Here is a 7,350-nt window from a genome sequence, read left to right on the forward strand (position 1 = left end):
GCCGGACCAGAAGCGCGTTTCGAAGGCGATCGCCTGATTCTGGATGCGCGACAGCAGGCCGCGCTTGGCGAGAATCACTGCCCAGGACGCCAGAGAAGCGGCAATCAGCACACCGATCACCAGTTTCACCGGGATGGTGGCCTCCAGAACCAGCTGTGTCAGCGAAAATGTGCCACTCATTCGATACCTACCCCTTGTATTCGGTTGCGGTTATGCAGCGCTGCTTGATGGATTGCGAGATGCAGCATTTTCCACTGCCTGGACGCGATTGCGAAAGCCGTCCGGCAGCGCGCAGGGCTTGAAACTGGTGGCATCGACGCTGACTACCTTGACTTCGGCCTCGGCCAGCAATTTGCCGTCGACATCGCCGAGTCGCAGTTGCTGCGTCATGACCAGGCTGGCCCGCTTCAGTTCCGCGATGGCGACCGTGACGATCAACTCGTCATCGAGCCGGGCCGGCGAACGAAAAGCGACTTCTACACGGCTGACCGTGAATGCCACCTGAACCTCATGACGCAGGCTTTCCTGAGAATAGCCAAGTGAGCGCAGCCATTCGGTACGAGCGCGCTCGAAGAATTTCAGATAGTTGGCGTGGTAGACCACACCGCTGACATCGGTGTCCTCGTAATAGACGCGCAGGGGCCACGAGAAGCCTGATGCCCCGTTCAAGGAGTGGGTCGACATCCGATGATTATCCCTGTTTTTTGCGGCAGCGCAGCAATTGACCCGTCAAACAAGTTCAAGTTCAAGGTTTTCGATCCGGCAGGGGTCACTCGGCACCAGTCTCCGCAAACAGATCCGGCTCGATCCGCTTGGGCAGCGGAATGCCGTAGTGCTGATAGGCCAGCCTGCCGACCATACGGCCTCTGGGCGTCCGCAGCAGATAGCCCTGCTGGATCAGATAGGGCTCGATGACATCCTCGATGGTGTCGCGTGCTTCGCCGATCGCGGCGGCCAGATTGTCGAGCCCGGCCGGGCCGCCATCGAAGCGTTCGATCAGCGCCATCATCAGCTTGCGATCCATCAGGTCGAAACCGTTGGCGTCGACGTCGAGCATCTTCAGCGCCGCTGCGGCAATCGCCGCGCTGATCACGCCGGTACCACGCACTTCGGCGTAATCGCGCACCCGGCGCAGCAGGCGGTTGGCGATGCGCGGCGTGCCACGGGAGCGGCGGGCGATCTCGTAGGCGCCTTCTTCGTCGATCGGCACTTTCAGGATCGAGGCCGAGCGCTTGACGATGGTGGTCAGGTCGGCCACCGAGTAGAACTCCAGCCGCTGGATGATCCCGAAGCGATCGCGCAGCGGCCCGGTCAGGCTGCCGGCGCGAGTGGTGGCGCCGATCAGGGTGAACGGCGGCAGATCGAGACGGATCGACCGCGCCGCCGGGCCTTCGCCGATCATGATGTCGAGCTGGTAATCCTCCATCGCCGGATACAGCACTTCCTCGACGACCGGACTGAGGCGATGAATCTCGTCGACGAACAGGATGTCGCGCGGTTCCAGATTGGTCAGCAGCGCAGCCAGATCACCGGCCTTCTCCAGTACCGGGCCGGAGGTCTGGCGCAGGTTGACGCCGAGTTCGGCAGCCAGGATGTGCGCGAGAGTGGTCTTGCCGAGACCCGGCGGGCCGAAGATCAGCACGTGATCCAGCGCCTCGGCGCGCGCGCGGGTGGCGCTGATCGCGATGCTCATCTGCTCGCGCACCGCCGGCTGGCCGACGTAGTCCTCGAGCCGCTGCGGGCGGATCGCGCGATCGACCCGTTCCTCGTCGCTGCGCGCGCCCGAAGAGATCAGCCGCTCCATGGGGCGGTCCGGCGGGTTGTCATCGTGGGTACGGGGCATGCCGCATTGTAGTGGAGCCCGACGCGAGCACGGACATGCCGCAGCGTTGGCAACTTCCGATCGACTTGCTGTCTCATCGGTGCAGCAGGCAGCGGACTATGGTGTTGTCAGCGCTTCAGCTCAGGCTTCATTCTCAGCAGAACCATCTCGTAACAACCCGAGGAGCAAAGGCATGAACAAGGTCAAGGCAGTCGTTGCCTATCACAGCGGCTATGGCCACACGAAGAAGCAGGCGGAAAGCGTTGCGGCGGGCATCAGCGGGGCCGGTGGTGTCGGCGTGCAACTGATCAATGTCGCCGACCTCAACGATCATGTCTGGACTGCGCTCGAAGAAGCCGACGCCATCGTCTTCGGCTCGCCGACCTACATGGGCGGCGTGTCGGCCGACTTCAAGAAATTCGCCGATGCCAGTTCCAAGCCCTGGTTCGGCCAGAAGTGGAAGAACAAGATCGCCGGTGGCTTCACCAACTCGGCGACCATGAACGGCGACAAGTTCTCGACCATCCAGTACATGATCACGCTGTCGATGCAGCACGGCATGATCTGGGTCGGCACCGGCATGATGCCGGCCAATTCCAGCAAGGCGACGCGCAACGACGTCAACTACGTCGGCGGCTTCTCCGGCGCCCTTGCCCAGTCACCCAGCGATCTCGGTCCCGACGAAGGTCCGCTGCCCGGGGATCTGGAAACGGCCCGCCTGTACGGTGAGCGCATCGCGCAGATCACCAAACAGTTCAAGGGCATCACAGGCTAGCCAGGACTACGGTGGGCCGTAGCTCACGGCCGCCAGTTCCACCTCGGCTTCACCAGCGGGCAGCATCAGCTTGACCACCTCGCCGGCCCGACGCTTGAGCAGCGCACGGGCCAGCGGGGAATCGATCGAGATGTAGCCGCGCTCCGGATCGATCTCGTCTGCGCCGACGATCCGGTAGCGCTTCTGTTCGCCGTGATCGTCGCGCACCTGCAGCCAGGCGCCGAAGTAGACGCGCTCCGGATCGCTCGGCACCGCATCCACCACCTTCAGTTCCGGCAGCCGCAACTGCAGGTAATGGACGCGCCGATCAATCTCGCGCAGTTCCTTCTTGCGGTAGATGTACTCGGCGTTCTCCGAACGATCACCCTCGGCCGCCGCAGCCGACAGCGCCCGCACGACCTCGGGCCGACGCACGCGCCATAACTGCTCGTACTCGGCACGCAAGCGCGCGGCGCCTTCGGCGGTGATGTACGGCGAGCTTTTCGGTGGCGGTTCCCGGTAGCGACTCATTCAGACAGTGTGGCTCGTTCAGCCCTCGCCGGGCGGCTTCAGCAGGCTGGCATGCACCCGCGCGACGAAGTCGGCACCCTGTACCGGGCCTCGCGCCCAGCGTGGATCGAGATCGGCGGTCAGCCGCGCGGCCTGAATCTGCTTCAGCGTCTGGCCTCGCTGCATCGCCGCCTGCACCCGGTTGCGCACGATCATCAGCATGTTCCTGTAGGCGATCAGCCGATCACGGCTGACCGGCTCGCCATGCGCCGGCACGAACTGCACTTCCGGCCCGCCGATGTTGATCAGCCGGCCGACTGCGCCAATCAGCCCCGATATCGAGCCGCCGCGAGCGACATCGATCGCCGGGTACTGGCCGGGCGTGTACAAGCGGCCGACATGCAGCAGGTGCGCTGCCGGAAACAGCGCTGCGCAAGCGCCGGCCACGAGGCCGCTCTGGACCCGGAACAGGCCGATCTCGTCGCCATTGAGATGAACCGTATCGCTATCGGCGAGCGCCACGATCAGCCGGGTCGGCGTCGCTGCCGACATCTTGCTGGAAGGCACTTTCAGCAGGCCGTCGAGCGTTGCATGAAGCAACCGGCCATTGGCCATGTACAGCACCGAACCGTCGCCCCGGCTCATGATGAAACCGGTATCCGGATCGGTATCGACGATCGCCTTCGGCACTTCGCCACCCAGGGTCGCAGCGATGAGCGCAGGTCGCTTGATGTCGACATCGCCGATCACCAGCAGGCCGTCGCGGCCTTTGGAGACGATCAGATTGCCAGTCGGCTGCTTGAGGATCGTCACGCCGCGATCAAGTGCCACCGCCGTGGCAACCGGAAACAGCAACAGCCAAGCGGCCGCCATGCCGAGGCGGCCTATCATTGGTACGGTCATCTCCCCTCCTCCCACTCGACGTTTTGTCTTGCTGTTTTTATTTTCCGCAGGCCTTAGGACCTGCTGGTAAACACCCGGCGACAGTGACCGAAATCACCGCCGACTGCGCCTAGCGTAACAGTGCTGTCATCCGCGCGATGCGTTCGGCCTGGATACGGTTCAGATTGCGGAACACCGTCGCGGCGATCGAGGGGTAGCGTTCGCGCAGTCTTTCGAGGTCCTGCGAGTTGAAGCGGAGCAGGCGTACCGGGCTGGTGGTGTCGACACTCGCGGTGCGCCGCTGGCCGAAATAGCCGGCCTCGCCCATCACTGCGCCGCGGGTCATCGTCGACAGCACCAGCCGTTCCTCGTTGCGTTCGATGGTCGCTTCCACGGCACCATCGACCACCACGTAGATGTCCCGCGACAGATCGCCTTCCTGGATGATCCGGGTGCCGGCCGGATGCTTTTCCAGCCGCGACATCAGCGCGAACAGCCTGGCCTGGCGCATCGACAAGCCCGACAGCAGCGGAATCGTGTGCTGCGGACTTTTGCCGAGATCGAGGCGCAGCAAGTCCCAGAGCGTGACGATGCGCAAGCGGGAACCGAGCGCCGGCGTCAGAGTCATGTCGACGATCCAGGCGACGAACAAAGTCCAGGCGGCCAGGCCGCCGAACTGCCGCTGGTTGTTGAGTTCCGAGCCGGCAAACACCAGGAAGCCCAGGCACAGACAGACCGTGGCCAGGGTGATCGGCCGCAGCACCGTGCCCAGCGCCGAACGCACCGCGCCGGCTTCGGTGCCCTGCTCGCGGGCATCGGCATTGAAGCGGGCCAGGAAGTGCACGGTGTCGTTGACGGCGATGCCGAGCACGATGCAGGCGATCAGGCTGGTGGTCGGGTTCAGCGGGATGCCGAGCGCGCCGAGCGTGCCGAAGTAGACCGCGATCGGCACGATGTTCGGCACCGTCGCGATCAGCCCCGCCTTGATCGAAGTGAACATCAGCGACAGCAGCGCACCGATGGCGACCACGGCAATCGCGATCGACGCCAGGTGGCCGCCGGCCAGCGCTTCGACGGCGCGGGTGGCAAGCACCGCGCTGCCGGTGAAGCGCGCATTGATCGGCGACGGCAACTCGGCAGCACGCGCCTCGGCCCGGCGCAGGAAGGCGCCGATCGCCTTCGAGCCATCGACGTTGAGCCGCAGCGAGATCACCGCCGTGCGGTACTGCGGATCGATGACCCGGTTCAGCGCCTCGCTGCTGGCAAACAGCAGGATCTGCTTGACCGCCGCGCCATCGGCCGGCACGCCGAAGTACAGAGGTTCGTTGTTGTGCAGCACCAGATTGGTCAGCTTCAGCTGATCGACAAAGGACACCGCGGCGCCGACTTCAGGCTGGGCGCGCAACCAGTCCTGAAAGCTGTCGACAGCATCGATCAGCGTCGGATTGGTCAGCGCATCGGGCGCTTTGCCGTCGATCAGCACGGTGACGAAATTGGCGCCGTTGAAGGCCTTGGCGACCGCTTCGAAATTCTGCCGGACCGGCGTGTCTTCATCGAAGCTGTTGATGAAATCGGCACCGCCTTCGATGCGGCTTGCGGAGAGGAAACCGCCCACGATCAGCACTGCCGATGCGCCGATGATCCAGCGCCGCCAGCGCAGATCGAAGCCGGTCAACAGCACTGCGAAGCGGCCGAACACGCGGGTGGCGATCGGCGGCGTCTCGCGATTGCAGCCGGTGGCGTTGAGCAGCGCCGGCAGGAACAGATGGGTCAGCGCGCCAACGTACAAAGTGCCGAGGCTGGCCAGCACCGCGAAGCCGCGCACGGCCGGCAGCGGGTTCAGCAGCAGGCTCAGGAAGCCGATCACCGTGGTCGTCGCTGACAGGGTCAGGCCGGTGGAGATGCGCCTCATCACCCAGTCGGCACGCTGGACATCGCGCACATCGGGCAGCTCGCTGCGCGACAGGAAATGCGCGGCCAGCAGATGGATCGTGTACGAAAGGCCGATGGTGATCACCAGCGGCGGCACGATGGCACTGACCAGGTTGAACTCGATGCCGAGCAGCACCGCCGAGGCCACCGTCCAGATCAGTGCGATCGCCACCGCCAGCAGCGCAGAAGCGGCCGCCATCGGGCTACGGAAGGTCACCAGCAGCAGCACGGCGATCACCGCGAACACCGCCGGCACGGTGAAGCGCAGCGTGCGATCCAGCGCGCCGCTGGTGGCCGCCCGGACCGGCAAGGTGCCGGTCAGATAAACCGCGTCGGCACCGCCAACCTCCTGCACCGCACGCCGCACCTGGCCGTCGAAATCGAGCGCCACGTACTGCTTCGGCGTCAGCGCCGCCGTGGTGCTCAGCGCAAACGCCGCCGTGGTGCCGTCGTCCGACACCAAGGTGCTGCGATACAGCGGATTGGCGAGGATCTGCGCGGCGAAAGTCTGTACCGCCGCAGGATCGCGCGCGGCCTGATCGGTGAACGAGGTGACATCGATCTCGTCACCGCTGGCCAGCAGGTTCGGGGCCGTCGCCAGCGAAAACACTTCGCTGACTTCCGGCAATTGCTTGAACTGCGCCGAGAGCCTGGCGATCCGTTCGAAGTTCTCGGCGCTGTAGACACTGGGCTCGAAGCGCACCGCAACGATCAGCGGATCGTCGATGCCGAAGGTCCTGCGCACCTGGTCGAGCACTGCGCGGCCGGGATCATCGACTGGCAGCAGCGCTTCGGCGGAGGGATCGATGTGGAAACGAACCGTTCTGCTGACCGGATCGATGCAGAGCAGCAGGCCGATGATGGTCGCCAGCGCCACCGCCAGCAGCACACGACGCGGATGCTGCGCGACCGAGCCGAGCCAGGCAACGGTGTTCATCGGGCGCCTGCGGCCTCAGTTGCCACGATAGAACGAGGTGGGATCAAACAGCCGCGACGGCAGTTCTTGCTCGCTGCCGACCACGCCGATCACCTTGAGCCGGGTGCTGGTGTTTTCCTTGACATCGCGCATCAGCAGATCGGACAGGTACCAGTAGCCATCGGCGCGCTTCAGGCTGTCGGCCGGCGCGCTGAGTTCCTTGCGCAGCACATTGCCCTCGAAGAATTCTGCCTTCAGCGCGACGCAGGTTTTCTGGTCGACATAGGCGCGAACGCGGCTGTAGCGGGCGCCGGAACCGGCCGGCGGCTGCAGTTGCAGCACATGGACCGAACGCTGCTCGAGAGTCGTCGGCTTGTCGAGGCTGGCCTGGGAATCGCCGAACGCCGCCTGCAGCTGCTTCATGTCGTTGTAGCTGAAATCGGTGCCGAGCAGCGGCGCATCGGCGGAGCCGCCACTGATCTTGCGCACGCGTTGCAGTGCTGGCAGGAACAGGAAGATGTCGTCCTTCTTGCC

Annotated in this window: 7 protein-coding genes and 1 pseudogene; 1 reads left to right on the top strand and 7 read right to left on the bottom strand. The window is 64.7% G+C overall.

Annotation, left to right across the window (positions count from 1 at the left end; genetic code table 11):
- From Q0D45_RS09490 to ruvB, 3 genes and pseudogenes are all read right to left on the bottom strand, one after another.
- Positions 1-180 (bottom strand): annotated as a pseudogene (locus Q0D45_RS09490) (protein TolQ); the annotation flags it as partial.
- A 30-nt stretch (positions 181-210) separates the two neighbouring features.
- Positions 211-684 carry a tol-pal system-associated acyl-CoA thioesterase gene (ybgC, locus tag Q0D45_RS09495; protein ID WP_293391792.1) on the bottom strand — a complete coding sequence of 158 codons (474 nt, stop codon included), beginning with the start codon at positions 682-684 and terminating at the stop codon, positions 211-213.
- Between the two features lie 85 nt (positions 685-769).
- Positions 770-1,843 (bottom strand): Holliday junction branch migration DNA helicase RuvB, encoded by a 1,074-nt coding sequence (gene ruvB, locus Q0D45_RS09500; protein WP_293391795.1) that lies wholly within the window; start codon positions 1,841-1,843, stop codon positions 770-772.
- 172 nt (positions 1,844-2,015) lie between these two features.
- Here ruvB and Q0D45_RS09505 point away from each other — a divergent pair, with 172 nt between their 5' ends.
- The gene (locus Q0D45_RS09505) at positions 2,016-2,597 is read left to right on the top strand and encodes a flavodoxin family protein (protein WP_293391797.1); all 582 of its coding nucleotides are present in this window, start codon (positions 2,016-2,018) and stop codon (positions 2,595-2,597) included.
- Positions 2,598-2,603: 6 nt separating this feature from the next.
- Here Q0D45_RS09505 and greB read toward each other — a convergent pair whose 3' ends face one another.
- The 4 genes from greB to Q0D45_RS09525 form a co-directional block, all read right to left on the bottom strand.
- Positions 2,604-3,107, bottom strand: coding sequence for a transcription elongation factor GreB (greB, locus tag Q0D45_RS09510; RefSeq protein WP_293391799.1), 504 nt, complete (start codon positions 3,105-3,107; stop codon positions 2,604-2,606).
- 18 nt (positions 3,108-3,125) lie between these two features.
- Complete coding sequence (locus Q0D45_RS09515; RefSeq protein WP_293391802.1) at positions 3,126-3,989, bottom strand: hypothetical protein; 864 nt, start codon at positions 3,987-3,989, stop codon at positions 3,126-3,128.
- Positions 3,990-4,098: 109 nt separating this feature from the next.
- Positions 4,099-6,837 (bottom strand): MMPL family transporter, encoded by a 2,739-nt coding sequence (locus tag Q0D45_RS09520; protein ID WP_293391805.1) that lies wholly within the window; start codon positions 6,835-6,837, stop codon positions 4,099-4,101.
- A gap of 15 nt (positions 6,838-6,852) precedes the next feature.
- On the bottom strand, positions 6,853-7,350 hold a 498-nt coding region (locus tag Q0D45_RS09525), incomplete at its 5' end, for an outer membrane lipoprotein-sorting protein (protein ID WP_293391808.1).

It is taken from the genome of Nevskia sp. (assembly GCF_023266035.1).
Taxonomy (GTDB): Bacteria; Pseudomonadota; Gammaproteobacteria; order Nevskiales; family Nevskiaceae; genus Nevskia.